This window comes from Streptomyces sp. NPDC088124 (assembly GCF_040685895.1).
In the GTDB taxonomy this organism is placed as follows: Bacteria; Actinomycetota; Actinomycetes; order Streptomycetales; family Streptomycetaceae; genus Streptomyces.
The window spans coordinates 1-22,693 of sequence record NZ_JBFBJB010000005.1 but is presented as its reverse complement, the minus strand read 5'-3'; the positions used below and the strand labels follow the sequence as shown (position 1 = coordinate 22,693).

Below are 22,693 nucleotides of genomic sequence, written 5' to 3'. Positions count from 1 at the left end.
GCCCCCGCGCCCCCGCTCGACACCCTCGGCGCCCTCGGAGGCCCTGCCCGATCCGCGATCCCGGTCCACCACCGGATCCGGGATCCGGGCGGGGCCTCCGCCGTAGACTCACCGGGGAGACGGTGGGAGACAGGAGGTCCGCGCGATGGCGAGGAGTACGGCCCAGGCGCCGCCACGGCCCATGCGCGCCGACGCGCGCCGCAACTACGAGCGGCTGCTCGGCGAGGCCCGCACCAGCTTCGCGGAGCATGGTACGGACACCTCCCTGGAGGACATCGCGCGGCGCGCGGGCGTGGGGATCGGCACGCTGTACCGGCACTTCCCCAATCGGCACGCACTGCTGAACGCGGTCTTCCAGGAAGCGCTTGCCGACCTGCTCCAGCGCTCCCGCGACCTCGCGGAGTCGGCGAGTCCGTGCCGCGCGCTGACGGAATGGCTGCGCGCCGTCATCACTCATGCGGGTGAGTATCAGGGGCTCTCGCGGGCGCTCATGTCGGCGTCCAACGACGAGAGTTCGGCGCTGTCGGAGTGCAGCGGCCCGATGCGCGAGGCGGGTGCGCGCCTGCTGGCACGGGCTCAGGAGGCGGGGGACGTACGGTCGGACGTCTCCATCCGGGACCTGCTGCAGCTCACGAACGCGATCGCGCTGGCGGCGGAGCAGTCCCCGGACGACCCGAGACTGGCGGACCGGCTGCTGATGCTGACGTTGACGGGCCTGAGGGCTCCGACTTCGGCTTCGGCTCCGCAGGGCGGCTGCACGTCGTAGCCGGAACCGGCCCGTTGGGGCCGTGGAGAGGCCGTGGGGGGACAACACATGGCCGTGGAGGGGCCGTAGGGGGCGCGCCAGCACGCCCCGTACCCCCCATACCCCCCGTACGCCCCCGCACATACGCGTTGCCGGAGGTCAGGCGTGGGCGCCGGCGGCGCTACCGGCGCCGCAGATCCGCCACCCGCGCCCTCTCCCCCGTCTCCTGCGCGCCCAACGGACTCCCCGTGCCCCGGAGTTGCCCCCCGGGACCGCCGGGTCCGCCGGGACCGCCGGGGCCCGCCCCTGGCCCCGGCCCCGCGACATGCGTACGGCGCTGCCCCGGCAGGGGGACATCACGGCGGGTCCGGCCGCCCGGCGGCAGCACCTCGCCGCCCACGCCACCGCCACCGGCCCCGTCCGCGCCACCGGCTCCCGCGCCGGTCGCCGTCGCCGTACCGGCCACCGAGACCCGTACGCCCTGGTCGGCCAGTGCCTGGAGCTCCGCCCCCGCACGGTCGGCGCCCGCGGGCGGCTCGTCGGTCACCAGCCGGCTGATGAGGTCGGTGGGCACCGTCTGGAACATCGTGTCGGTGCCCAGCTTCGTGTGGTCGGCGAGCACCACGACCTCCGCCGCGGCCTGCACCAGCGCGCGGTCGACGCTCGACGAGAGCATGTTGGACGTGGAGAGCCCGCGCTCGGCGGTCAGCCCGCTCCCGGAGAGGAACGCGCGGGTGACCCGCAGCCCCTGGAGGGACTGCTCGGCCCCGCTGCCGACCAGCGCGTAGTTCGAACCGCGCAGCGTGCCGCCGGTCATGACGACTTCGACGCGGTTGGCGTGCGCGAGGGCCTGCGCGACCAGCAGTGAGTTGGTGACGACGGTCAGACCGGGGATCCGCGCGAGCCGGCGGGCCAGCTCCTGCGTGGTCGTACCGGCACCGACGACGATGGCCTCGCCTTCTTCGACGAAGCTCGCGGCGAGGTCGGCGATGGCGGTCTTCTCCGCCGTTGCGAGATGGGACTTTTGCGGAAAGCCGGATTCTCGCGTGAATCCACCCGGCAGTACCGCACCGCCATGCCGGCGGTCGAGGAGTCCTTCGGCCTCCAGCGCCCGCACGTCCCGCCGTACGGTCACTTCGGAGGTCTGGACGACGCGGGCGAGCTCACGGAGCGACACGGCCCCGTTGGCGCGCACCATTTCGAGGATCAATTGGCGACGTTCTGCAGCGAACACGAAACTGACAGTAACCCCAATGACCGTCTGCTTTCAGCAGTTTGCGCCGAATAACAGAAGTTGTGCACGAACGAACGCGCCTGATGGTATAGAGGCTTCATGCCCGCTCGGGCACGCTTCGAAGCCCGTAGAAAGGGCTTACGGGCAGCGCGGGGCCCCCACGGGCCCGCCCGGGCCGTGGGGGATCGGATCAGCCGGACCGGCTCAGCTCTCCTCGGCCGACTTCCGGGTGTGCAGCTGCCGCGCCACCTCGGCGATCGATCCCGACAGCGACGGGTAGACCGTGAACGCGTTCGCGATCTGCTCGACGGTCAGGTTGTTGTCGACGGCGAGCGCGATGGGGTGGATCAGCTCACTCGCGCGCGGCGCGACGACCACGCCGCCCACCACGATCCCCGTGCCGGGACGGGCGAATATCTTGACGAAGCCGTCCCGGATGCCCTGCATCTTCGCGCGGGGGTTGCGCAGCAGCGGCAGCTTGACGACGCGCGCGTCGATCCTGCCGCCGTCTATGTCCGCCTGGCTGTAGCCGACGGTGGCGATCTCCGGGTCGGTGAAGACGTTCGAGGAGACGGTCTTGAGGTTGAGCGGCGCGACCGCGTCGCCCAGGAAGTGGTACATCGCGATCCGGCCCTGCATGGCCGCGACCGACGCGAGCGCGAAGATCCCGGTGACGTCACCGGCCGCGTAGACGCCGGGCGCGGAGGTGCGGGAGACCCGGTCGGTCTTGATGTGGCCCGAGTCCTTGACCAGGACGCCGGCCTCCTCCAGACCCATGCCCGCGGTGTTCGGGATGGCGCCGACCGCCATCAGACAGTGCGAACCGGTGATGACCCGGCCGTCGGAGAGGGTCACCTCGACGCGGTCGCCGACCCGCTTGGCGGCCTCGGCGCGGGAGCGCGACATGACGTTCATGCCGCGGCGCCGGAAGACGTCCTCCAGTACGGCGGCGGCGTCCGGGTCCTCGCCGGGCAGCACCCGGTCACGGGACGAGACGAGCGTGACCCGGGAGCCCAGCGCCTGGTAGGCACCGGCGAACTCGGCGCCGGTGACGCCGGAGCCGACCACGATCAGTTCCTCGGGCAGCTCGTCGAGGTCGTACACCTGCGTCCAGTTGAGGATCCGCTCGCCGTCCGGCTGCGCGTCCGGGATCTCGCGCGGGTGGGCGCCGGTGGCGATCAGCACGGCGTCGGCGGTGAGGGACTCCTCCGTGCCGTCCGCCGCGGTCACGACGACCTGGCGCGAGCCGTCCACGGCCTGCCGGCCGGCCAGCCGGCCCCTGCCGCGCATGACACGGGCGCCGGCCCGGGTGACGGAGGCGGTGATGTCGTGGGACTGGGCGAGCGCGAGCCGCTTCACCCGTCGGTTGACCTTGCCGAGGTCGACGCCGACGACGCGGGCCGCCCGCTCGGACGGGCCCGCGGCGGAGCCGCTGTCGGACTCCGTGTCGGCGACGATGATGCCCAGCTCCTCGTAGGAGGAGTCGAAGGTGGTCATCACCTCGGCGGTCGCGATGAGGGTCTTGGACGGCACGCAGTCGGTGAGCACCGACGCGCCGCCGAGTCCGTCGCAGTCGACGACGGTCACCTCGGCGCCGAGCTGGGCGCCGACCAGCGCCGCCTCGTATCCGCCGGGTCCGCCACCGATGATCACGATCCGGGTCACGAAAAAGTCCGCCTCGCGTTGTCAACCCGGCCCGTCTGCCACCCCGGCCGGGGTTCCGGGGGTGCCCCGGGGGATGCAGTACGTACTCCATTGTCCCGCACGCTTCAAGTAGCTTCGCCCCGGGTCCCTCCATCCGGGCACCGCCCCCGCGGAACGGCCCGCTCCCCCACACGCTCCTCCCCTCTCTCTACCCCTACCCCTACCCCTTCCTCTCCCCTTACCTCTCCCCTTCCTCTCCCCGCTCGGACCGGTGCACCGGTCGCCACGCCCCCACCTCCCGTACCCTCAATCCCATGTCGCTCTACGCCGCGTACGCCGGCAACCTCGACGCGCGGCTGATGACCCGCCGCGCCCCGCACTCCCCGTTGCGCGGCACCGGCTGGCTCAACGGCTGGCGGCTCACCTTCGGCGGAGAGCAGATGGGCTGGGAGGGCGCGCTCGCCACGATCGTGGAGGCACCCCGCTCCCAGGTCTTCGTCGCGCTGTACGACCTGGCGCCGATGGACGAGGACTCGATGGACCGCTGGGAGGGTGTGGGGCTCGACATCTACCGGCGGATGCGCGTACGGGTGCACACCCTGGACGGCGAGGAGCCGACCTGGCTGTACGTCCTGAACGGGTACGAGGGCGGGCTGCCCTCGGCGCGCTACCTGGGCGAGCTGGCCGACGCGGCGGAGTCGGCGGGGGCCCCGCACGACTACGTGATGGAGCTGCGCAAGCGCCCGTGCTGACGGTCCGCTCCGCGGGGCAGACCCGCGGGGACCCGGGACCCGGAGGGCGCGGCGGGGCTGCCCCCCGGGACAGATCTACGGGGCAGATCCGGCCGATCTCACCCCCGCACCTGCCCTGAAAGAGCCCCGAATCCCCCTTCGCCGGGCCCTTTCGTCTCCTTTCGCCGGAAACGACAACACAACGATATGGAGACCGTGCTCAATACATCTACGCGCGTAGGGCATGACCGGCTACCCTCATCCGCGTGAACGCATCTGTTATCCCGGCCAACGCCGAAGGACCCGCCGACCCTCTTGCCACCGCCGACGCCGCCGCCGCCCGGCTGCGCGAGCTGACCGGCGCCGAGACCCATGACGTCGCGCTGGTGATGGGTTCCGGCTGGGCACCGGCCGTCGAAGCGCTCGGCGCGCCCGAGGCGGAGTTCCCCGTGACCGAGCTGCCCGGCTTCCCGCCGCCGGCCGTCGCGGGCCACGGCGGCCGGATCCGCTCGTACCGGATCGCCGAGAAGCGCGCCCTGGTCTTCCTCGGCCGTACGCACTACTACGAGGGCCGCGGCGTCGCGTCCGTCGCGCACGGTGTCCGTACGGCCGTCGCCGCGGGCTGCAAGACGGTCGTCCTGACCAACGGCTGCGGCGGTCTGCGCGAGGGCATGCGCCCCGGCCAGCCCGTGCTGATCAGCGACCACATCAATCTGACGGCCGTCTCCCCGATCGTCGGCGCGAACTTCGTGGACCTGACGGACCTGTACTCGCCGCGGCTGCGCGCGCTGTGCAAGGAGATCGACCCGGAGCTGGAGGAGGGGGTGTACGTCCAGTTCACCGGCCCCCACTACGAGACCCCCGCCGAGATCAACATGGTCCGCGCGATGGGCGGCGACCTCGTCGGCATGTCCACCGTCCTGGAGGCCATCGCGGCCCGCGAGGCGGGCGCCGAGGTCCTCGGCATCTCCCTGGTCACCAACCTGGCGGCGGGCATCTCGGGCGCTCCCCTCAACCACGAGGAGGTCCTCCAGGCGGGCCGCGACTCGGCCACCCAGATGGGCGCGCTGCTGGCGCAGGTGCTGGACCGCGTCTGACCGCCCGCCCCGGCCCGCCCGGAGTCCCGGCTCCGCCTCCCCACCCCGGCGTTCCCGCCTCCCACGCCCCACCTCCGCCTCCACCGCCGTCGCCACTCGCCACTCGCCACCACCACGCAGGAGCTGGCCCATGCACCAGAACGCGCCTCAGGACCCCGCGCGGCAGGACCCCGCGCACCAGGACCTCCTCGCCCGCGCCAAGACCTGGCAGGGTGAGGACCCCGACGGCGAGACCCGGGCGGAACTGGGCGAACTCATCAAGGGCGCTGACGCCGGGGATGTCGACGCCCTGGCGGAACGGTTCGCCGGGACGCTCCAGTTCGGTACGGCCGGGCTCCGCGGCGAACTGGGCGCCGGGCCGATGCGGATGAACCGCGCCGTGGTCATCCGCGCCGCGGCCGGCCTCGCCGCGTATCTGACGGCACGGGGCGACGGGGACGGCCTGGTCGTCGTCGGGTACGACGCCCGCTACAAGTCCGCCGACTTCGCCCGGGACACCGTGGCCGTGATGACCGGCGCGGGGCTGCGCGCCGCCCTGCTGCCCCGGCCGCTGCCCACGCCGGTGCTGGCCTTCGCCGTACGGCACCTCGGCGCCGTCGCCGGTGTGGAGGTCACCGCGAGCCACAACCCGCCCAGGGACAACGGCTACAAGGTCTACCTCGGCGGCGACTCGGGTGGCTCGCAGATCGTGCCGCCCGCCGACACGGAGATCGCCGCCCGGATCGCCGCGGTCGGCGCGCTGGACACGGTGGCCCGCCCGGACTCCGGGTGGGACGTCCTCGGCGACGAGATCCTGGCCGCGTATCTGGCCCGTACGGACGCGGCCCTCACGCCCGGTTCCCCGCGCACCGCGCGCGTCGTCCACACGGCGCTGCACGGCGTCGGTACGGAGACGCTCCTCGCGGCGTTCGCCCGCGCCGGCTTCCCCGCGCCCGTCCCCGTACCGGAGCAGGCCGAGCCCGATCCGGCCTTCCCGACGGTCGCGTTCCCGAACCCGGAGGAGCCGGGAGCGATGGACCTGGCCTTCGCGACCGCGCGCCGGGTCCGGCCCGACCTGATCATCGCCAACGACCCGGACGCGGACCGCTGCGCCGTGGCCGTCCCCGACGCGACGGCCGGGGCGGGGTGGCGGATGCTGCGCGGCGACGAGGTCGGCGCGCTGCTCGCCGCGCACCTCGTCGCGAAGGGCGCGACGGGCACGTTCGCCGCGTCGATCGTCTCGTCCTCCCTCCTCGGCCGGATCGCCGCGGCGGCGGGGCTGGGGTACGAGGAGACGCTGACCGGCTTCAAGTGGATCGCGCGCGCCGAGGGGCTGCGGTACGGGTACGAGGAGGCGCTCGGCTACTGCGTCGACCCCGACGGCGTACGGGACAAGGACGGCATCACGGCGGCGCTGCTGGTGGCCGAACTGGCCTCGGAGCTGAAGGAGTCGGGCCGTACCCTCACGGACCTGCTGGACGACCTGGCCGTCGCCCACGGCCTGCACGCCACGGACCAGCTCTCCGTCCGCGTCCGGGACCTGTCGCTGATCGCCGACGCCATGCGCCGGCTGCGCGAGCACCCGCCGACCGAGCTGGCGGGCCTGCGCGTCACCAGCACCGAGGACCTGTCGGCCGGCACGGACACGCTCCCGCCGACGGACGGGCTGCGCTACCACCTGGACGGCGCGTACCGGGCGCGCGTCATCGTCCGCCCGAGCGGCACGGAGCCCAAGCTCAAGTGCTACCTGGAGGCGGTGATCCCGGTCGCCGACGCACCGGCGCTGCCGATGGCCCGTACGACGGCGGCGGAACTGCTGGCGGCGCTGAAGCGGGGGCTGGCGGAGGCGGCGGGCATCTGACGGCGCGGGCGCCACGGCTCCGCGGCCGACCGGGCGGTGCTCAGACGGTGGCCCGCTCGATGAAGGCGTGCACCCGTTCCGGGGTGTAGATCCCGTCGACCAGCAGATGGGTGAGCCCGAGGATCCCCGCGTGCGGGTCCAGGCTGCTGCGGACGATCTGCAGGTTGCGGGTGGCCAGGGGCAGCGAGCGGCGGTAGACGACCTCACGGATGCCGGAGCTGTTCGTCGGTGTGGGCCAGCTGGCCGCCGATGGCGATGACCCCGGGGTTGAAGAGGTTCACCGTGTCGGCGATGGCGCCGCCGAGGATCCGAGCCGCGCGCCGGGCCAGGCGTACGGCGGTGAGGTCACCGGACCGTATGAGCTGTACGGCGTCATTGACGGTGGCCACCTGTCGGCCGGCCGCCCTGAGGTCCCTGACCAGGGCCCAGCCGCCCGTGTACGCCTCCACGCAGCCGGTGTTGCCGCAGCGGCACAGCGGCGGGTCCGCGACACCCTCGACGGTCACCTGGATATGGCCGACGTCGCCGGCCGCCCCGTCGGCGCCCCGGTGCACGCGGCCGCCGGCGATCAGGCCCCACGTAATGGAACACCGGCCAGGCGGGCCCCGGAATGCCCGGGACCTGTCCGGGCCAGGAGGATTCACATGGCAAACGCAACGCTGGCGGCGCCCGGCCGCGGGGCCTGGTCGGCACGCCTGCGCGATGTCGGCTTCTGGGCCGACTGGGCAGCCCTGGTAGGGCTCGTCGTTCTCGTCGTGGTCTTCCAGGCCGCGAATCCGACCTTTCTGAGCAGCGGCAACGTCCAGTCCATGCTGGTGGCCGCGGCGATCCTGATCATTCTCGCGGTAGGGCAGACCTTCGTCATCGCCACCGCGGGCATCGACCTGTCGATCGCCTCCACCATGACGCTGGGCGCGGTCGCCTTCGGCAAGGCGTACGCCGCGGGCTGGGGTCTCGGCCTCTCCTGCCTGGTCGCCGTAGTCGCATCGACCGTGGTCGGTGTGATCAACGGGCTGATCGTCGCCAGGGGCAAGATCGCCGACTTCATCGTCACCCTCGGAACCCTGTCCGCCGCCTCCGGGCTCGCGCTGATCATCTCCGACGGCAAACCCGTCACGATCATCGATCCGGCGCTGCTGCGGCTGTCCACCGGCGGGATCGGGATCCTCGGCTGGACCTTCCTGATCGCCGCGGGCATCGCGGTCATCGCCCATGTGATGCTCTTCCACACCCGTACCGGCACCCATGTACTGGCCACCGGCGGGGCCCCCGAGTCGGCCACCGCGATGGGCATCTCCACCTCACGGATCAAGACCGCGGTATACGCGGCTTCGGGCCTGCTGGCCGGGGTGGGCGCCATTCTGCTCGTCGCCAGGGTCGGTGCCGCCGAACCGGCCGCCAACACCTCCTTCCTGCTCAACTCGGTCGCCGCGGTGGTGCTCGGCGGGGTCAGCCTCTTCGGCGGGCGCGCCACGGTGATCGGCCCGATCATCGGCGCGCTGCTGCTGACCGCGCTGGTCAACGGGCTCACCCTGCTGGGCGTCTCGCAGTTCTACCAGCCGTTGTCCGTCGGCATCGTCGTGGTGCTGGCCGCTCTCCTGACGAGGTTCCAGCGATGACCACCGACCCGAGCACCGCCAAGCCCGCCGCCACCGGAATCGCCGATGTCACCGCCGTCGGCGAGACGCTGCTGGAATGCGAGGGCGTCTCGCTCTCCTTCGGCAGCGTGCGCGCCCTGGCCGACGTCTCGCTGACCCTGCGCCAGGGCGAGATCACCGCCCTGGTCGGTGACAACGGGGCCGGGAAGTCCACCCTGGTGCGCTGCTTCTCCGGCATCCACCGCCCCGACAGCGGCCGGATCACCTTCAACGGCCGCCCCGGCGACTTCCACTCCCCCGAGGACGCCCGCGAGGCGGGCATCGAGACCGTCCACCAGAATCTCGCCCTGGTGGAGGACCTCACGGTCTGGCAGAACCTCTTCCTCAACCGGGAGCTCGTCCGCCGCCTGGGCCCCATCGCCCTGCTGGACCGCAAGGCCATGCAGGCGCGCGCCCAGGAGATGGTCTCCACCCTGGCGGTCAACGTCCCGGCGGTGAAGTCGCGGGTGCGCCGGCTCTCCGGCGGGCAGCGGCAGGCCGTGGCGATCTGCCGGGCGTCCGGCTTCAGCTCACAGCTGGTCATCATGGACGAACCCACCGCCGCGCTCGGCGTCCAGGAGACCGAGCGGGTGGAGGAGCTGATCCTCAAACTCCGTGACGACGGCCACGCCGTGCTCCTCATCAGCCACAACTTCGCCCAGGTCATGCGGCTCAGCGACCAGGTGTGGGTGATGCGGGCCGGCCGCTGCGTCGGCGGGCGCCGGGCGCCGGACACCACCGGCGAGGAGATCGTGGCGCTGATCACCGGCGCCAGGACCGCGTAGTACCACCGTCCCGTACGCTCCCACCACCTCCACCGGGAACGCGGGCCCGGTCTCCCGGACCACGCTCCCGGATCCGGTCTCCCTGACCACGCTCCCGGACCCACGGACAAGGACACCCCTGATGACCAGCACCCCCCTCGGCAACCCCATCGGCGTACACGCCCTGGTCTGGGCGGGCGACACCTCGCCCGCCTCGCTGGCCCACGCCGTCGAGATGACCAGGGCCACCGGCTTCGACCTGCTGGAGCTTTCGCTGCACGACTCCGTCAACCTCGACGTGCCCGCCGCCAGGCAGCAGCTGGAGGCCGCCGGGATCGCGGTGGCCTGCTCACGCGGACTCGCCTTCGACGCCGATGTCTCCAGCGCGGACACCGCCACCGTCGAGCGCGGCGAACAACTGCTGCGTGACTCGCTCGCGGTCACACACGCCCTGGGCGGTACGCACTTCACCGGTGCTCTGTACAGCGCGCTCGGCAAGTACGGGCAGCCGCTCAGCGACGCCGGCCGCCGCAATGTCGTCGCGGTGCTGCGCCGGCTCGCCCAGGAGGCCAAGGGCCTGGGCATGACGCTGGGCCTTGAGATATGCAACCGCTACGAGACCAATGTCATCAACACCGCGCACGACGCGCTGGTTCTCGCCGACGACATCGGCGAGGACAATGTGCTGATCCACCTGGACACCTATCACATGAACATCGAGGAGGACGACCTCGTCCGCCCGGTACGCGAGGTGGGCGACCGGCTCGGGTACGTGCACATCGGCGAGAACCACCGCGGCTACCTGGGCTCCGGGCACCTGGACTTCACCGCCTTCTTCCACGCGCTGGCCGACATCGGGTACCGGGGCCCCATCACCTTCGAGTCCTTCTCGTCCGCCGTGGCCGCCGAAGGCCTCTCCAACGACCTGGCCGTCTGGCGCAATCTGTGGACCGACGCGGAGGACCTCGCCCGGCACGCGCACGGCTTCATCACCCACCAGCTCTCCGCCGCGGGTCCGCGCCGATGACCGTCGAGGACTTCCCCGGTCTCGACGGACTGGCGGAACGGGCCCGCGCACTGGTCCGCCCCGGCCGACGGGCGCTGCTCGGGATCACCGGCAGCCCGGGGGCCGGCAAGACCACGCTCGCCGAGCAGCTGGTCGCCCGGCTGCTGGCCGCGCCTCCGGCGGGCGCGAACGGCCCCTGGGTGGCGCATGTCCCGATGGACGGCTTCCACCTCGCCGACACCGAACTCGGCCGCCTCGGCCGCCTCGGCCGCAAGGGCGCGCCCGACACCTTCGACGCGGCCGGCTACGCGGCGCTGCTGCGCCGGCTTCGCGAGGACGAGGACGAGGTGATCTACGTCCCCGGCTTCGAACGCGAACTGGAACAGCCGATCGCCGGCGCCCTGCCCGTGCCGCGCAGCGCCCGCCTGATCGTCACCGAAGGCAATTACCTGCTGGTCGACGAGGGCGACTGGGCGCGGGTCCGGCCCCGGCTGGACGAGGTCTGGTTCTGCGCGCCGGCCGAGGAGGAGCGCATCCACCGGCTGGTCGCCCGGCACGAGCGATTCGGCAAGGCACATGATGAGGCGGTCTCCTGGGCGCTGGGTCCTGACCAGCACAACGCGGAACTGATCGCCGCCACCCGTGCGCGAGCCGATCTGGTGCTCTCGCCCCGGTAGTCCGGGACGACCGGGCATCCGCCTGCCCCGGAAGCGGTGTCACCCGTCCCGTACCCGTGTCTCATCGTCCCCGTCACCCCAGCGACAGCAGCACCACCAGCACCACCAGGCCCGCGAGTGACGGGGCGATGACCTCGTAGGCCCAGCGGACCACCGGGTCGCCCTGGGCGGTGGCACGGGAGGCGGAGCGCTCCGCCAGGTCCCGGAGGTCGGCGGTGGTGCGGTCCGCCGTGGCCATCCTGGCCTGGGAGTCCGTGACGTCGGCGTGGACCGAGGTCCTGCCGTGCGGGTCGTCGCCCGCTCTGCGGGTCTGCTGACGGGCGGCGCGCTTGCGCTGGCGGAGGGAGACCGGGACCGCCCAGAGCTGGAACTTCCCGCTGTCCCGCGTGAACGCCTCGCACGAGTACGAGGCCCGTATGTCCGTGATCGCCCCCCACGGGAGGACGATCGTCCGGAACGGGTTCCTGATCCGGAGCCGGTCCGCGCCCGCGAAGACCGCCGGGCGCAGGCTGAACGCGACGATCAGCGGTACGACGCAGAGCATCCCGGCGAGCGCCAGCCACGGGGTGCGGCCCGTGCCCCGCACGAGCGCGTCGACGCCGATCCACAGGACGATCGCGAGCAGCAGGCCGCCGCCCACGATCCCGCCCCCCGACCGGAAGACCCGGTCGGCGTAGCCGGGCTCGGCGGCCTCGGGGCCGGACGCGGACCCGGCTCCGGAGCCGGACTCGGCGCCGGGGCCGGTCGCGGACTCGGCGCCGGAGCCGGAGCCGGTCGCAGGCTCGGACCCGGACTCGGCGCCGGGGCCGGACGCGGAGGAGTCGTGGTCGGGGGCAGGGCTCGTCATACCTTCGATTCTGCCGTACGCCTCCGGCAGTGGCGGCAGCCGTCCCCGCACGGGTCACAGCTCGGGAACAGCCCGCCGCGAGAACCTCACACCCCCTGTACAGGTCGCTACGCGCGTAGATATGCTCATCTGGTGACCATGCCCACCATCACCCCCGCATTCGCTGACGTGACCGCGTCCGACAGCACACTGCGCCGCTTCCTCCACGGGCTGCCCGGCGTCGACGCCGTCGGCCTGGAGGCCCGCGCCGCGGCGCTCGGCACGCGTTCGATCAAGACCACGGCCAAGGCGTACGCCATCGACCTGGCGATCTCCATGATCGACCTGACGACGCTCGAAGGCGCGGACACCCCGGGCAAGGTCCGGGCGCTCGCCGCCAAGGCCGTACGGCCCGATCCGACCGACCGTACGACCCCCGCGACGGCCGCCGTCTGCGTCTACCCGGACATGGCGGAGACCGCGGTCGCCGCGCTCGCCGGCTCCGGGGTGAAGGTCGCCTCCGTCGCCACCGCCTTCCCGGCCGGCCGCGCCGCGCTCGGCGTGAAGCTCGCCGACACGCGCGACGCCGTGGCCGCGGGCGCCGACGAGATCGACATGGTCATCGATCGCGGCGCGTTCCTCGCGGGGCACTTCCTGAAGGTGTACGAGGAGATCCGCGCCGTCAAGGAAGCGGCGGGCACCGCCCGGCTCAAGGTGATCTTCGAGACCGGCGAGCTGTCCACGTATGACAACATCCGCCGCGCCTCCTGGCTCGGCATGCTCGCGGGCGCGGACTTCATCAAGACGTCGACCGGCAAGGTCGGGGTCAACGCCACCCCCGCCAACACCCTCCTGATGCTGGAGGCCGTGCGCGACTTCCGCGCGGCGACCGGCACGCAGGTCGGGGTGAAGCCCGCGGGCGGCATCCGCTCCACGAAGGACGCGGTCAAGTTCCTGGTGCTGGTCAACGAGACCGTGGGCGCGGACTGGCTGGACAACCACTGGTTCCGCTTCGGCGCTTCCAGCCTGCTGAACGACCTGCTGATGCAGCGTCAGAAGCTCAGCACCGGCCGGTACTCCGGCCCCGATTACGTCACGGTGGACTGAGGCAGAGATGGCATCACAGAGCACACCCGAGAACCCGTTCACGTACGCGCCCGCCCCCGAGTCCCGCTCGGTCGTCGACATCGCGCCCTCCTACGGGCTCTTCATCGACGGCGAGTTCGGCGAGGCGGCCGACGGCAAGGTCTTCAAGACCGTCAGCCCGTCCACCGAGGAGGTCCTCTCCGAGGTCGCCCAGGCCGGTGCCGACGACGTCGACCGGGCCGTGAAGGCCGCCCGCAAGGCGTTCGAGAAGTGGTCCGCCCTGCCCGGCGCCGAGCGCGCCAAGTACCTCTTCCGTATCGCGCGGATCATCCAGGAGCGCTCGCGCGAACTGGCCGTGCTGGAGACCCTCGACAACGGCAAGCCGATCAAGGAGACCCGCGACGCGGACCTCCCGCTGGTCGCCGCGCACTTCTTCTACTACGCGGGCTGGGCCGACAAGCTCGACCACGCCGGCTACGGAGCCGACCCGCGGCCGCTCGGGGTCGCCGGGCAGGTCATCCCCTGGAACTTTCCGCTCCTCATGCTCGCGTGGAAGATCGCCCCGGCGCTCGCCACCGGTAACACCGTGGTGCTGAAGCCCGCCGAGACGACCCCTCTCTCCGCGCTCTTCTTCGCGGACATCTGCCGCCAGGCGGGGCTCCCCAAGGGCGTCGTCAACATCGTCACCGGCGACGGCACGACGGGCGCGGCGCTCGTCGGGCACCCGGGCATCGACAAGGTCGCGTTCACCGGTTCGACCGCCGTCGGCAAGGCCATCGCCCGTCAGATCGCCGGTACGGGGAAGAGGGCCACGCTCGAACTGGGCGGCAAGGGCGCGAACATCGTCTTCGACGACGCCCCGGTCGACCAGGCCGTCGAGGGCATCGTCACGGGCATCTTCTTCAACCAGGGGCAGGTCTGCTGCGCGGGCTCGCGGCTGCTCGTCCAGGAGTCCGTCCACGACGAGGTGCTGGACGCGCTGAAGCGCCGGCTGTCCACCCTGCGCGTGGGCGACCCGCTGGACAAGAACACCGATCTCGGCGCGATCAACTCCGCCGAGCAGCTCGCCCGGATCCGGGCGCTGGCCGAGACCGGCGAGGCGGAGGGCGCGGAGCGCTGGTCGCCCGCGTGCGAACTGCCGTCCGCCGGCTACTGGTTCGCGCCGACGCTCTTCACCAACGTCACACAGGCGCACACCATCGCGCGGGACGAGATCTTCGGCCCGGTGCTGTCGGTGCTGACGTTCCGTACGCCCGACGAGGCCGTGGCCAAGGCCAACAACACGCAGTACGGCCTGTCGGCGGGCATCTGGACGGAGAAGGGCTCGCGGATCCTCGCGGTCGCGAGCAAGCTCCGGGCGGGTGTCGTCTGGGCCAACACGTTCAACAAGTTCGACCCGACCTCGCCCTTCGGCGGCTACAAGGAGTCGGGTTACGGCCGCGAGGGCGGTCGCCACGGCCTGGAGGCGTACCTCGATGTCTAAGGAATCCACCGGCGCCGGCACCGGCCGTCTCAACGTCTTCAAGACCTACAAGCTGTACGTAGGGGGCAAGTTCCCCCGGAGCGAGAGCGGTCGGGTGTACGAAGTGACCGACACAAAGGGCGGCTGGCTGGCCAACGCCCCGCTGTCCTCCCGCAAGGACGCCCGGGACGCGGTCGTCGCGGCCCGCAAGGCGTTCGGCGGCTGGTCGGGCGCGACGGCGTACAACCGGGGCCAGGTCCTCTACCGCGTCGCCGAGATGCTGGAGGGCCGCCGGGAGCAGTTCGTACGGGAGGTGGCGGAGGCCGAGGGCCTGTCGAAGCCGAAGGCGGCGGCCGTGGTGGACGCGGCGGTCGACCGCTGGGTCTGGTACGCGGGGTGGACGGACAAGATCGCTCAGATCGCGGGCGGGGCGAACCCGGTCGCGGGACCCTTCTTCAACCTCTCCACGCCCGAGCCGAGCGGTGTCGTCGCGGTCCTGGCCCCGCGCGAGTCGTCGTTCCTGGGGCTGGTCTCGGTGATCGCACCGGTCATCGCGACGGGCAACACGGCGGTCGTCGTGGCGAGCGAGACGTCCCCGCTGCCCGCGCTCTCGCTGGGCGAGGTGCTGGCCACGTCCGACGTGCCGGGCGGGGTGGTCAACATCCTCTCGGGCCGGGCGGCGGAGATCGCTCCACCGCTCGCCGCGCACCAGGACGTCAACGGGATCGACCTGACCGGCGCGGACGAGGCGCTCGCCAAGGAGCTGGAGATCGCCGCGGCGGACAACCTCAAGCGCGTACGGCGCCCCGGCGCCACGGACACCGCGGACTGGACGGCCGCCCCGGGCACGCACCGGCTGACGGCCTTCCTGGAGACGAAGACGGTCTGGCACCCGACGGGCAGCCTGGGCGCGTCGGGCTCGGCGTACTGAACCGTCCACGCGGAAGCCCTGTTTTCCCTCGTCCGTGGGAAAGCAGGGCTTCTCCAATGCGCCCCCGTGACCCGGCTCACCGCGGCAGCAGCCCCACCACCTGCCCCACCAGCGGCATGTCCTTGAGCGATCCGCTTCCCTTGGTCAGCGGGTCGGTGAGCACGGCCGTCGAGACCGGCTTGAAGTCGGCCACCTGGGTGCCCAGCGCGTTGTCCAGCGGGTCCACGCCCGTGCCGGCCAGGGGGTTGAGCTTGAGGGACGTGACCGGGTTCAGGGCGCCCGCCGCCGCGTAGCCGAGTGCGCCGGTGAGGGCCTGGCCCGCCGCCTTTCCCGATTCGGCGATCTGCGTCTCCGTGTCGGACGAGGAGGCGGGCGCGGGCGCCGGGGCCGCGTGGGCCGCCGCGCCGCCCAGGCCGAGGGCCGCGCCCGCCACCGAGAGGGTCAGGCCGGCCCGCAGCAGGGTGCGGCGCCGGGTGGGAGGAAGTGCGTGACGTGCCATGGGATGTCCTGCCTGGCCGGGGCGTTCAAGCCGGGTCGATGGTGACGAGCGACGTACGGTTTACGTGACCGTGCGAGCACTCAGCGTAGTCGAGACGGTGGGCGCGATGCCAATAACCCGCCAAATCGACCGCTGGAACTCGCCTGATCGCCCCCAGGGGTTCACCGCGCGGACGGATGCCGCACACTGGTGTCCCGTGACCTCTCCCACCCTTCCGGCCCGAGTCGTGCTGCTCGCGGGGCCGTCCGGCTCCGGAAAGTCGTCTCTCGCCGCCCGTACGGGGCTGCCCGTACTGCGCCTCGACGACTTCTACAAAGAGGGCGACGACCCGACGCTGCCCCTGGTGCCCGGCAGTGCGGACATCGACTGGGACTCCGTACGGTCCTGGGACGCGGACGCGGCGGTCGCGGCGATCGTCGAGCTGTGCCGTACGGGCCGTACGGCCGTTCCCGTCTACTCCATCGCGACGAGTTCGCGGGTGGACGCGGAGGCGATGGAGATCGGGCGCGCCCCGCTCTTCCTCGCGGAGGGCATCTTCGCCGCGGACATCGTCGCGCGCTGCCGGGAGTTGGGGGTCATGGCCGACGCGCTCTGTCTGCGGGGCCGTCCCTCGACGACGTTCCGGCGACGGCTCGCGCGCGATCTGCGCGAGGGGCGGAAGTCGGTGCCGTTCCTGCTGCGGCGCGGCTGGCGGCTGATGCGGGCCGAGCGCGCGATCGTCAGCCGGCAGGCGGCGCTGGGCGCGCATCCGTGCGACAAGAGGGAGGCGCTGGGCCGGATCGCCGCCTCGGCCGCCGGGGAGCGTCTCACGCCAAGTCTCACTCCGCGTCTCACGCCACGCGGCGAACGCGACGCCGGGCGCGCGGCGGAGTCCACCTCCGCGGCGGGCCGTACCGGCAACCCCACCTGACGCGGGGCACACGAAAGCGGGGCCGTACCGGCCCCCCAGCCCGTACGGTCCCGCTTCCTTTTTCGTGCTCCCCCAGAGCGCCGCAGTTCCCCCGCGGCTTTTACGCTCCCCCCATATCCCCCGTATCCCCCGTGATTTCCCCTTGTTCCTCCGGGTTCTCCCCCCGAATCCCCCGGATTTCCCCCCCGCTACCGCCGTCTCCCCCGAAACGACGGTCCCCCCGCATCCCCCGTGCTTCCCCCCACTGCCCTCAGGCGACCAGTTCGCCGAAGGACTCTTCCTCGTCACGGCCGAAGCTGAGGACCTCGTCCTCACGCAGCCGGCGGAGCGACCGCCAGATGCTCGACTTCACCGTGCCGACACTGATGTCGAGGATGTCCGCGATCTCCGGATCGGTGCGGCCCTCGTAGTAGCGCAGGACGAGCATCGTCCGCTGGAGTTCGGGCAGCCGGGCGAGCGCCTGCCAGAGCACGGCGCGCAGCTCCGTGCCGCGCATCGCGTCCGTGTCGCCCGCCGTCTCCGGCAGCTCCTCCGTCGGGTACTCGTTGAGCTTGCGCCTGCGCCAGGCGCTGATGTGCAGATTGGTCATGGTGCGGCGGAGGTAGCCCCCGACCGCCGCCTTGTCGCTGATCCTGTCCCAGGCGCGGTACGTGGAGAACAGCGCGCTCTGCAGCAGGTCTTCGGCCTCGAACCGGTCCCCGGTCAGGTGGTAGGCCGTCGCGTACAGGGAGGCGCGGCGCTCCTGGACGTAGGCGGTGAACGCCGCTTCGGCGTCCCCCGTCCCCGCCGGAACCTTCCGCTCCCCCGTGGCCCCCGTGGCCTCCCTGTACGCGACTCCTCCGCTGCCCGCCTGGGGCGCGTCAACCACCGTCATGTACGACGGCTTGTGCTGACGCCCGGCGCCGCGAACGCACCCCCGCCCGTTCACGGCGCCGGACTTCTCGTTGCTCCTGCTGACGTCGTGAAGACGCGTGACCACTGCGCTTGAGGTCGTTCCGTGCAGTGCGTTCATCCCGCGCCCCCCGTCGGTTGGAGTCTGCTTCGTTCCGTGTGGCAATGAGCTTGCCGGGGCAGTTTCATGGACCTGTCCGCCGACTGTCACAGCCGTGTCACAGGGGCCTGTGGCACGCAACGGTCGAACTCCGGTCCCCCATGGGACAGAATGACCTCCGTGCCTTTTCTGCTGCTGATCGAGGACGACGACGCCATCCGCACGGCCCTCGAACTCTCCCTGTCACGCCAGGGCCACCGGGTGGCCACCGCGGCGACGGGTGAGGACGGCCTGAAACTGCTCCGCGAGCAGCGGCCGGATCTGATCGTGCTGGACGTGATGCTGCCCGGGATCGACGGATTCGAGGTCTGCCGCCGCATCCGCCGTACCGACCAGTTGCCGATCATCCTGCTGACCGCCCGCAGTGACGACATCGACGTGGTGGTCGGGCTGGAGTCGGGCGCGGACGACTATGTGGTGAAACCGGTGCAGGGCCGGGTGCTGGACGCCCGGATCCGCGCGGTACTGCGGCGCGGCGAGCGGGAGTCCACGGATTCCGCGACGTTCGGCAGCCTGGTGATCGACCGTTCCGCGATGACCGTCACCAAGAACGGCGAGGACCTTCAGCTCACGCCGACCGAACTGCGGCTGCTGCTGGAGCTGAGCCGGCGGCCCGGTCAGGCGCTGTCGCGGCAGCAGTTGCTGCGGCTGGTGTGGGAGCACGACTATCTCGGTGACTCGCGGCTGGTGGACGCGTGCGTGCAGCGGCTGCGCGCGAAGGTGGAGGACGTACCGTCCTCGCCGACGCTGATCCGTACGGTCCGCGGGGTGGGCTACAGGCTGGACGCGCCTTCGTGAGTGACGTACCCAAGGGGAACGGCCCGCCGGACGCCGGCCCGCCGCCGAAGAACAGCGCCTCCGGCGAGGACGGTCCCGCGCGTGCGGAAGCCGCGCGGACGGAAGATTCGCGTACGGAAGAGGCGCGTGCGGAAGCCGGGTGTACGGACCGGACCTGCGCGGACCAGCCCGTCGACCCGTACGTCCCGCCGCGTCGCGGCGCCGAGGACGGCAAGGGCGGCGGCGCCGGTGGCAAGGACGGCCGGGCCAGGAAGGCGTTCCTCGCCGGGCTCCGGTGGACCAGTCTGCGGCTGCGGCTCGTCATCGTCTTCGGTGCCGTCGCACTGACCGCTGCCGTCTCCGCGTCGGGGATCGCGTACTGGCTCAACCGCCAGGCGGTGCTGACCCGTACCCAGGACTCGGCGCTCAACGACTTCCAGCAGGAGATGCAGAGCCGCGCCGCCGAACTCCCGCTGTGGCCGCGGCAGAGCGATCTGCAGAACACCGCCGAGCGCATGGCGGGCGACAACGCCGGTTACAGCGTGGTGCTGATCGCCGCGCGGGACAAGGGGAAGCCGATCGTCGGCGCCTCCGACCCCGACATGTTCACCATGGACGATGTGCCGAAGTCGCTCAAGGACGCGGTGAACGACCGGCAGAAGGTCACGGCGTCCAACAAGTACCCGTACCACGTGTTCTGGCAGCGCACCGAGCGCGGCGGCACGCCGTATCTGGTGGGGGGCACCCGGATCATCGGCGGGGGGCCCACCGGTTATCTGTTCAAGTCCCTCGACCAGGAACGGGCGGATCTCAACTCGCTGGCCTGGTCGCTGGGGATCGCCACGACGCTCGCGCTGATCGGCTCGGCGCTGCTCGCGCAGGCCGCCGCGACGACCGTGCTCAAGCCGGTGCAGCGGCTCGGTGAGGCGGCGCGGCAGCTGGGCGAGGGCAAGTTCGGGACGCGGCTGCGGGTGTCGGGGTCGGACGAACTGGCCGATCTGTCGCGTACGTTCAACAACGCCGCGGAGTCCCTGCAGAAGAAGGTCGCGGACATGAGCGCGCGGGAGGAGTCGAGCCGCCGCTTCGTCGCCGACATGTCGCACGAGCTGCGTACCCCGCTCACCGCGCTCACCGCCGTCACGGAGGTCCTGGAGGAGGAGGCCGACAGCCTCGACCCGATGATCGCGCCCGCGGTGACGCTCGTGGTGAGTGAGACGCGGCGGCTCAATGTGCTGGTCGAGAACCTGATGGAGGTCACCCGCTTCGACGCGGGTACGGCCCGTCTGGTCCTGGACGACGTCGACGTGGCCGACCAGGTCACGGCGTGCATCGACGCGCGCGCCTGGCTGGACGCGGTGGAACTGGACGCCGCGCGCGGCATCGTGGCCCGGCTCGACCCGCGCCGGCTCGACGTGATCCTGGCGAATCTGATCGGCAACGCGCTCAAGCACGGTGGTTCGCCGGTACGGGTGGCGGTGCGGACCGAGGGCGACGAGCTGGTGATCTCGGTACGGGACCACGGCCCCGGTATCCCCGAGGACGTACTGCCGCACGTCTTCGACCGCTTCTACAAGGCGAGCGCCTCCCGGCCGCGTTCGGAGGGCAGCGGGCTCGGGCTGTCGATCGCGATGGAGAACGCGCACATCCACGGCGGGGACATCACGGCGGTGAACGTGCCGGACGGCGGCGCGATGTTCGTGCTGCGGCTGCCGCGCGACGGCGCGTTGGGACCGGACAGCGGCCCCGGGGGCGGGGACACGGAGCCGGGAGAGGCGGACGAGAGACCGTGAGGCGCTGGAACAGGACCGGCCCGATAGCCGTCCGTACGCGGGTGCCCGTGCGGGGACGGCCGGTACCCGTACGCGTGCGGCCGGCCGTACGGGCACCGCTCGCCGTCCGTACGGCCGGGCGCCTCGCCGGTGTCGTGGCGCTCGTCGCGCTCGCCGCCGGCTGCGGGATCAGGACCACTTCCGTGCCGGTGGACGCCGGGCCCGCGCCGTCGCGGATGCCGTGCGAGGTCGCCGGGAAGGACGTCATCACCCAGTCGGAGTCCGGGATTCCGGTCCGGGTCTATCTGGTGTGCGCCTCCGGCCTCGCGTCGGTCGAGCGCGCGGCCGGGATCCCGGCGGGCGGATCGGCCGGCGACCGGCTCGGGGCCGCGCAGGCGCTGCTGGACGAGTTGCAGGCGGAGCCGTCCGCCGCCGAGCGCGAGGCCGGTTTCACCACCTCCGTAAGGGGACCGCTGGTCGTCTCGGCCGCGCACGCCGGCGACCCGGCCGGGGCGCTGCGGCTCAGCCGCCAGCCGGAGGACCTGCCGGCGGCGGCGCTCGCCCAGATCGTCTGCACGTTCGCGGAGGGCGTGGCCACGGACGGCCGGGTCGTGCTCGGCGGTCCCGGCAGCTACGCGACGCGTACGTACGGCTGCGACCAGGACACCAGGCGCCACCCGGACGCCGACCTGCCGACCCTGGCACCGAGCACGGGCACCGCCCCCTGAACCCACGGACCGCGCCGCCGCGGCCGGCGGGTGATGCCGGTCTCATGCACGCGTTGCTCCCGCACATCCGGAACCGATGTCCCGGCGTACCGCGTCTTTGAGGGCGTGCGTCAAGGTCCGGGCGGCAACGCCGTCTTCCGCTTCCGTATGGCGGGGCTCGTTCTCCTCCTCATACATCTGTCGCTGGTGGGGTGGGTGACGCTCCGCCCCCTCGACGTCATGTGGGTGAACGCGGCCAATCTGACGCCGTTCGCCGGGATCAGGGCCGATCTGGCCCTCGGTCCGCTGGAGGCGGCCCGCCGGATCGGTGAGGGGCTGCTGCTGCTCGCCCCGGTCGGGGTGCTGCTGCCCGTGGTGGACGGCCGGATCGCCGTTTCCTTCTGGGCTTCCCTGACCCGTACGGTCACGGCGGGGGCGCTGCTCTCCCTCGGGATCGAGATGGCGCAGACCGTGGTGCCGGGACGCGTCGTCGACGTGGATTCCCTGCTGCTCAACACCGTCGGGGTGGCGCTCGCGCATCTCCTGGTGGTGCCCGCGGGCCGGGCCAGGCTCCGCCGGGAGCGGGAGGCACGGCGGGAGCGGCGGGAGGGGCGGGAGGGACGCGGCGGACAGGACCGGCGGGAGAACCTCTTCCGTACGGTACGTCGCGGACCGACGATGCCCCGTACCGCCGGGCGGAAGGCCATCGGCGCCGAGACGCCCCTGCGGGGGACGAAGGACCGCGCGGAGACCGTCGCACGGGATGAGACCCCTCAGGGGGCTACCCCGACGATTCCCAGGGTCGGGATCGCCCCGTAGAGCGACGTTTCATCCCTTCCGGCGGAGCACCATGGAGTCATCGGGAGCACGGACAAGAAGCGCTCCCCCGATGGTCTCGTGAAGGAGCCCACCATGGCCGGTCTGGTCCGCCCCCGCGAGGGACGCATGCTCGGCGGGGTGTGCGCGGCGCTGGCACGGCGCTTCGGCACCTCCGCCAACACGATGCGGGTCATATTCCTGCTCTCGTGCCTGCTGCCCGGCCCCCAGTTCCTGCTGTACCTGGCGCTCTGGGTGCTGCTGCCGGGCGAGAAGTCGGCCTCGGCCTCCACGGCCTGGTAGGCGGCGCGCTAAGCCGTGCGTGCGTCCGTAACGCCGTAGATGCCGGTACGGGCGCACGCACACACGACGGTGGGGCCGCGTACCCCGGATCACCACATGATCACGGCTCGGCCACCATTCGGTATCGCACGAGCCCGCCATGTGGCGGGCTCCCTGCGCATGCTCTGGCTGGCCGCGCTGT

22 protein-coding genes and 1 pseudogene are annotated in these 22,693 nt (G+C 72.1%); 17 read left to right on the top strand and 6 right to left on the bottom strand.

The annotated features are described in order from the left end of the window. Nucleotides 1-145: 145 nt before the first annotated feature. The gene (locus AB0P17_RS05240) at nucleotides 146-766 is read left to right on the top strand and encodes a TetR family transcriptional regulator (protein ID WP_365807737.1); all 621 of its coding nucleotides are present in this window, start codon (nucleotides 146-148) and stop codon (nucleotides 764-766) included. Between the two features lie 160 nt (nucleotides 767-926). Here the strand turns inward: AB0P17_RS05240 and AB0P17_RS05235 are convergent, their stop codons facing one another. Together AB0P17_RS05235 and AB0P17_RS05230 are read right to left on the bottom strand one after the other, a co-directional pair. Beyond that, nucleotides 927-1,979 carry a DeoR/GlpR family DNA-binding transcription regulator gene (locus AB0P17_RS05235; RefSeq protein ID WP_365807736.1) on the bottom strand — a complete coding sequence of 351 codons (1,053 nt, stop codon included), beginning with the start codon at nucleotides 1,977-1,979 and terminating at the stop codon, nucleotides 927-929. Nucleotides 1,980-2,183: 204 nt separating this feature from the next. Beyond that, a complete protein-coding gene (locus AB0P17_RS05230; protein ID WP_365807734.1) occupies nucleotides 2,184-3,644 on the bottom strand; it encodes an NAD(P)H-quinone dehydrogenase in 1,461 nt (486 codons plus the stop codon). A 293-nt stretch (nucleotides 3,645-3,937) separates the two neighbouring features. Here AB0P17_RS05230 and AB0P17_RS05225 point away from each other — a divergent pair, with 293 nt between their 5' ends. The 3 genes from AB0P17_RS05225 (at nucleotide 3,938) to AB0P17_RS05215 (ending at nucleotide 7,291) form a co-directional block, all read left to right on the top strand. Then, a complete protein-coding gene (locus tag AB0P17_RS05225) occupies nucleotides 3,938-4,375 on the top strand; it encodes a gamma-glutamylcyclotransferase (protein ID WP_329828899.1) in 438 nt (145 codons plus the stop codon). 245 nt (nucleotides 4,376-4,620) lie between these two features. Next, nucleotides 4,621-5,451, top strand: coding sequence for a purine-nucleoside phosphorylase (locus tag AB0P17_RS05220; RefSeq protein WP_365807732.1), 831 nt, complete (start codon nucleotides 4,621-4,623; stop codon nucleotides 5,449-5,451). Nucleotides 5,452-5,581: 130 nt separating this feature from the next. Beyond that, on the top strand, nucleotides 5,582-7,291 hold the full coding sequence (locus tag AB0P17_RS05215) for a phospho-sugar mutase (protein ID WP_365807730.1): 1,710 nt from the start codon (nucleotides 5,582-5,584) through the stop codon (nucleotides 7,289-7,291). A gap of 203 nt (nucleotides 7,292-7,494) precedes the next feature. On the opposite strand, the gene AB0P17_RS05210 is transcribed toward AB0P17_RS05215, so the two are convergent. Further along, nucleotides 7,495-7,935 (bottom strand): ROK family protein, encoded by a 441-nt coding sequence (locus AB0P17_RS05210; protein ID WP_365807728.1) that lies wholly within the window; start codon nucleotides 7,933-7,935, stop codon nucleotides 7,495-7,497. Here AB0P17_RS05210 and AB0P17_RS05205 point away from each other — a divergent pair, their 5' ends adjacent. The 4 genes from AB0P17_RS05205 to AB0P17_RS05190 all read left to right on the top strand — a co-directional run bounded on the left by AB0P17_RS05205 (nucleotide 7,936) and on the right by AB0P17_RS05190 (nucleotide 11,375). Further along, nucleotides 7,936-8,910, top strand: a complete 975-nt coding sequence (locus tag AB0P17_RS05205) for an ABC transporter permease (RefSeq protein WP_365807727.1) — start codon at nucleotides 7,936-7,938, stop codon at nucleotides 8,908-8,910. After that, nucleotides 8,907-9,713: an ATP-binding cassette domain-containing protein gene (locus AB0P17_RS05200; RefSeq protein ID WP_365807725.1), complete on the top strand. Its 807-nt coding sequence runs from the start codon at nucleotides 8,907-8,909 to the stop codon at nucleotides 9,711-9,713. Before AB0P17_RS05205 ends, AB0P17_RS05200 begins: the two co-directional genes overlap by 4 nt. 121 nt (nucleotides 9,714-9,834) lie before the next feature. Then, entirely contained in the window at nucleotides 9,835-10,719 is an 885-nt protein-coding gene (locus AB0P17_RS05195) for a sugar phosphate isomerase/epimerase family protein (protein WP_365807723.1), read from the top strand. Continuing rightward, the gene (locus tag AB0P17_RS05190) at nucleotides 10,716-11,375 is read left to right on the top strand and encodes a nucleoside/nucleotide kinase family protein (protein WP_365807721.1); all 660 of its coding nucleotides are present in this window, start codon (nucleotides 10,716-10,718) and stop codon (nucleotides 11,373-11,375) included. The genes AB0P17_RS05195 and AB0P17_RS05190 overlap by 4 nt, the downstream gene beginning before the upstream one ends. Nucleotides 11,376-11,448: 73 nt before the next feature. Here the strand turns inward: AB0P17_RS05190 and AB0P17_RS05185 are convergent, their stop codons facing one another. Further along, nucleotides 11,449-12,222 carry a PH domain-containing protein gene (locus tag AB0P17_RS05185; protein WP_365807719.1) on the bottom strand — a complete coding sequence of 258 codons (774 nt, stop codon included), beginning with the start codon at nucleotides 12,220-12,222 and terminating at the stop codon, nucleotides 11,449-11,451. A 138-nt stretch (nucleotides 12,223-12,360) separates the two neighbouring features. On the opposite strand from AB0P17_RS05185, the gene deoC reads away from it, so the two are divergent. Genes deoC through AB0P17_RS05170 form a run of 3 tightly spaced genes read left to right on the top strand, consistent with a single transcriptional unit; the run spans nucleotide 12,361 to nucleotide 15,680 of the window. Further along, nucleotides 12,361-13,308, top strand: coding sequence for a deoxyribose-phosphate aldolase (deoC, locus tag AB0P17_RS05180; RefSeq protein WP_365808091.1), 948 nt, complete (start codon nucleotides 12,361-12,363; stop codon nucleotides 13,306-13,308). A 7-nt stretch (nucleotides 13,309-13,315) separates the two neighbouring features. Next, entirely contained in the window at nucleotides 13,316-14,770 is a 1,455-nt protein-coding gene (locus AB0P17_RS05175) for an aldehyde dehydrogenase family protein (protein WP_365807718.1), read from the top strand. Further along, nucleotides 14,763-15,680, top strand: coding sequence for an aldehyde dehydrogenase family protein (locus AB0P17_RS05170; protein WP_365807717.1), 918 nt, complete (start codon nucleotides 14,763-14,765; stop codon nucleotides 15,678-15,680). Before AB0P17_RS05175 ends, AB0P17_RS05170 begins: the two co-directional genes overlap by 8 nt. Before the next feature lie 76 nt (nucleotides 15,681-15,756). On the opposite strand, the gene AB0P17_RS05165 is transcribed toward AB0P17_RS05170, so the two are convergent. Then, a complete protein-coding gene (locus AB0P17_RS05165; RefSeq protein ID WP_365807715.1) occupies nucleotides 15,757-16,179 on the bottom strand; it encodes a hypothetical protein in 423 nt (140 codons plus the stop codon). Between the two features lie 196 nt (nucleotides 16,180-16,375). Here AB0P17_RS05165 and AB0P17_RS05160 point away from each other — a divergent pair, with 196 nt between their 5' ends. Continuing rightward, complete coding sequence (locus AB0P17_RS05160; protein ID WP_365807714.1) at nucleotides 16,376-17,089, top strand: ATP-binding protein; 714 nt, start codon at nucleotides 16,376-16,378, stop codon at nucleotides 17,087-17,089. Nucleotides 17,090-17,339: 250 nt separating this feature from the next. Here the strand turns inward: AB0P17_RS05160 and AB0P17_RS05155 are convergent, their stop codons facing one another. Beyond that, complete coding sequence (locus tag AB0P17_RS05155) at nucleotides 17,340-18,101, bottom strand: SigE family RNA polymerase sigma factor (RefSeq protein WP_365807712.1); 762 nt, start codon at nucleotides 18,099-18,101, stop codon at nucleotides 17,340-17,342. A gap of 159 nt (nucleotides 18,102-18,260) precedes the next feature. On the opposite strand from AB0P17_RS05155, the gene afsQ1 reads away from it, so the two are divergent. The 5 genes and pseudogenes from afsQ1 to AB0P17_RS05130 all read left to right on the top strand — a co-directional run bounded on the left by afsQ1 (nucleotide 18,261) and on the right by AB0P17_RS05130 (nucleotide 22,512). After that, nucleotides 18,261-18,938: a two-component system response regulator AfsQ1 gene (gene afsQ1, locus AB0P17_RS05150; protein ID WP_173476453.1), complete on the top strand. Its 678-nt coding sequence runs from the start codon at nucleotides 18,261-18,263 to the stop codon at nucleotides 18,936-18,938. Between the two features lie 284 nt (nucleotides 18,939-19,222). Next, the gene (locus AB0P17_RS05145) at nucleotides 19,223-20,707 is read left to right on the top strand and encodes a HAMP domain-containing sensor histidine kinase (RefSeq protein WP_365808090.1); all 1,485 of its coding nucleotides are present in this window, start codon (nucleotides 19,223-19,225) and stop codon (nucleotides 20,705-20,707) included. Beyond that, the gene (locus AB0P17_RS05140; protein ID WP_365807710.1) at nucleotides 20,704-21,414 is read left to right on the top strand and encodes a hypothetical protein; all 711 of its coding nucleotides are present in this window, start codon (nucleotides 20,704-20,706) and stop codon (nucleotides 21,412-21,414) included. The genes AB0P17_RS05145 and AB0P17_RS05140 overlap by 4 nt, the downstream gene beginning before the upstream one ends. Nucleotides 21,415-21,561: 147 nt before the next feature. Next, a pseudogene (locus tag AB0P17_RS05135) lies at nucleotides 21,562-21,972 on the top strand (VanZ family protein); the annotation flags it as partial. 333 nt (nucleotides 21,973-22,305) lie between these two features. After that, on the top strand, nucleotides 22,306-22,512 hold the full coding sequence (locus tag AB0P17_RS05130; protein ID WP_365807708.1) for a PspC domain-containing protein: 207 nt from the start codon (nucleotides 22,306-22,308) through the stop codon (nucleotides 22,510-22,512). Nucleotides 22,513-22,693 lie beyond the last annotated feature (181 nt).

Excerpts from the sequence above, each read along its gene's own strand:
- AB0P17_RS05240 (WP_365807737.1), top strand. The coding sequence starts at position 146 with ATGGCGAGGAGTACGGCCCAGGCGCCGCCACGGCCCATGCGCGCCGAC.
- AB0P17_RS05225 (WP_329828899.1), top strand. The coding sequence starts at position 3,938 with ATGTCGCTCTACGCCGCGTACGCCGGCAACCTCGACGCGCGGCTGATG.
- AB0P17_RS05215 (WP_365807730.1), top strand. The coding sequence starts at position 5,582 with ATGCACCAGAACGCGCCTCAGGACCCCGCGCGGCAGGACCCCGCGCAC.
- AB0P17_RS05205 (WP_365807727.1), top strand. The coding sequence starts at position 7,936 with ATGGCAAACGCAACGCTGGCGGCGCCCGGCCGCGGGGCCTGGTCGGCA.
- AB0P17_RS05200 (WP_365807725.1), top strand. The coding sequence starts at position 8,907 with ATGACCACCGACCCGAGCACCGCCAAGCCCGCCGCCACCGGAATCGCC.
- AB0P17_RS05195 (WP_365807723.1), top strand. The coding sequence starts at position 9,835 with ATGACCAGCACCCCCCTCGGCAACCCCATCGGCGTACACGCCCTGGTC.
- AB0P17_RS05190 (WP_365807721.1), top strand. The coding sequence starts at position 10,716 with ATGACCGTCGAGGACTTCCCCGGTCTCGACGGACTGGCGGAACGGGCC.
- AB0P17_RS05185 (WP_365807719.1), bottom strand. The coding sequence starts at position 12,222 with ATGACGAGCCCTGCCCCCGACCACGACTCCTCCGCGTCCGGCCCCGGC.
- deoC (WP_365808091.1), top strand. The coding sequence starts at position 12,361 with ATGCCCACCATCACCCCCGCATTCGCTGACGTGACCGCGTCCGACAGC.
- AB0P17_RS05175 (WP_365807718.1), top strand. The coding sequence starts at position 13,316 with ATGGCATCACAGAGCACACCCGAGAACCCGTTCACGTACGCGCCCGCC.
- AB0P17_RS05170 (WP_365807717.1), top strand. The coding sequence starts at position 14,763 with ATGTCTAAGGAATCCACCGGCGCCGGCACCGGCCGTCTCAACGTCTTC.
- AB0P17_RS05165 (WP_365807715.1), bottom strand. The coding sequence starts at position 16,179 with ATGGCACGTCACGCACTTCCTCCCACCCGGCGCCGCACCCTGCTGCGG.
- AB0P17_RS05155 (WP_365807712.1), bottom strand. The coding sequence starts at position 18,101 with ATGAACGCACTGCACGGAACGACCTCAAGCGCAGTGGTCACGCGTCTT.
- AB0P17_RS05130 (WP_365807708.1), top strand. The coding sequence starts at position 22,306 with ATGGCCGGTCTGGTCCGCCCCCGCGAGGGACGCATGCTCGGCGGGGTG.